General features: G+C 62.0%; 1 protein-coding gene. It reads right to left on the minus strand.

Features of this window, described 5'->3' with window-relative positions:
• On the minus strand, window positions 1-1,696 hold a 1,696-nt coding region (locus tag WBP53_RS03475; protein ID WP_423925972.1), incomplete at both ends, for a diguanylate cyclase domain-containing protein.

Consider the following 1,696-nt stretch of genomic DNA (forward strand, 5'->3'; position numbering starts at 1 on the left):
GTGCGTGATCGGGGTACAGGCTGATACCGATCGACGGCGATATCACGACATCCTGCCCGTCGTTCAACTCCAGGGGCTTTTCGAAGGCGCTGATCAGCTTCTGCGCCACGCGCTCGGCTTCACCGGCATCGGCCAGCTCTTCGAGCACGACGGTGAACTCGTCACCGCCGATTCTGGCCACGGTGTCGCCGTCACGAACATTGTCGCGCAATCGACTTCCTGCCGCCTTGAGCATGCGATCGCCGGCAGCATGTCCCATTGAATCGTTGACGTGCTTGAAGCGATCAAGATCGAGGAACAGAACGGCGACCTTGCGCCCGCCACGGCGCGCGCGAATGACGGCATGACCGAGGCGCTCGGCCATGAGTGTGCGGTTCGGCAGTCCGGTCAAGGTGTCGTAGTTCGCCAGGTAGCGCAGTTCCTGTTCATTGCGCTTTCGCTCGGTGATATCAGTCAGTACACCGATGTAGTGCGTACGCTTGCCTTGTGCATCGCGCACTTCGGAGCTTTGCAGCCAGGAAAGAAATTCCTCGCCATCCTTGCGCCGTTGCCAGAGCTCGCCGCGCCAAAGCCCTTCGCGCGCGATCGATTCGCGCATGTTCTGATAGTACTCGGGCGAATGCTGGGCGCAGTTGAGAATGGCCGCAGACTGGCCGACCACCTCGTGCTCCTGCCAGCCGGTGATTCGCGTGAACGCAGGGTTGACCGAGACGAACTTGAACTCGAGATCGCAGACGGTGACCGCTTCGCGCATGCTGCTGATCACTTCCTGGACGATGCGCCGTTCGCGCTCGGCATCACGGGTAGCGGTGATGTTGCGTGCGGTACCGCAGATACGCAGAGGCCGCCCCTCGGGCGTCCGCTCGACGATCTTGCCGCGGGCCAGAACCCAGATCCACTTGCCATCGCCGAAGCGCACACGCTGTTCCGACTCGAACAACGATGCCTTGTTGCTGATGTGGTCATCAAGATGCTGGGCAATGGCGCGCTGGTCATCCGGATGCACGCTCTCGCGCACCCAGTCATACACCGAATGACTCGTCTCACGCTGGCGTGCCGGTGTCGGAGCCGCGCTGAGCCGGGTCAGCACGCCACTGTCCATGTTCAGCTCCCAGAACTCATCGCTCGACCCCCACAGGGCCAGACGAAGTCGGGATTCCCGATCAAGCAGCTCGCGCGCGTGGCGACGTTGTTCGGCACGCTTGCGCCGCATGGCTATTGCAAGCCCGGCAAGAACCAGCACGGCGAGCAAGGCATATCCGGCCTGCATGCCCGGACTGTTCCACCATTGCGGCCTGACCACCAGCTCGACTTCCGCGCCGGATTGGTTCCAGTAGCCATCGTGATTGCTGGCCTGGACCAGGAATCGATAGCGCCCCGGATCCAGGTTGGTATAGGTCGCTTCGTGACGTGTACCTGCCTCTACCCAGGCATCGTCGAAGCCTTCAAGCTTGTAGCGAAAGCGATTGCGTTCCGGGGCCGTGTAGTCGAGTGCGGCGAACGCAAAGTGCACAACCCGGTCGGCCTGGTCCATCTCGATGACATGCCCGGTCGCGGTGGGAACCGACTCCGATTCGCCAATCCTGATCTCGCTGAAGACAACGGGCGCAACAAAGCGGCTGGCAACCACCGTTCCGGGCTTGACCAGGTTGAGACCATTGATGCCCCCGAACGCCAACTCGCCGCTGCGCAGAGT

It is taken from the genome of Dokdonella sp. (assembly GCF_049593775.1).
Classification (GTDB): Bacteria; Pseudomonadota; Gammaproteobacteria; order Xanthomonadales; family Rhodanobacteraceae; genus Dokdonella.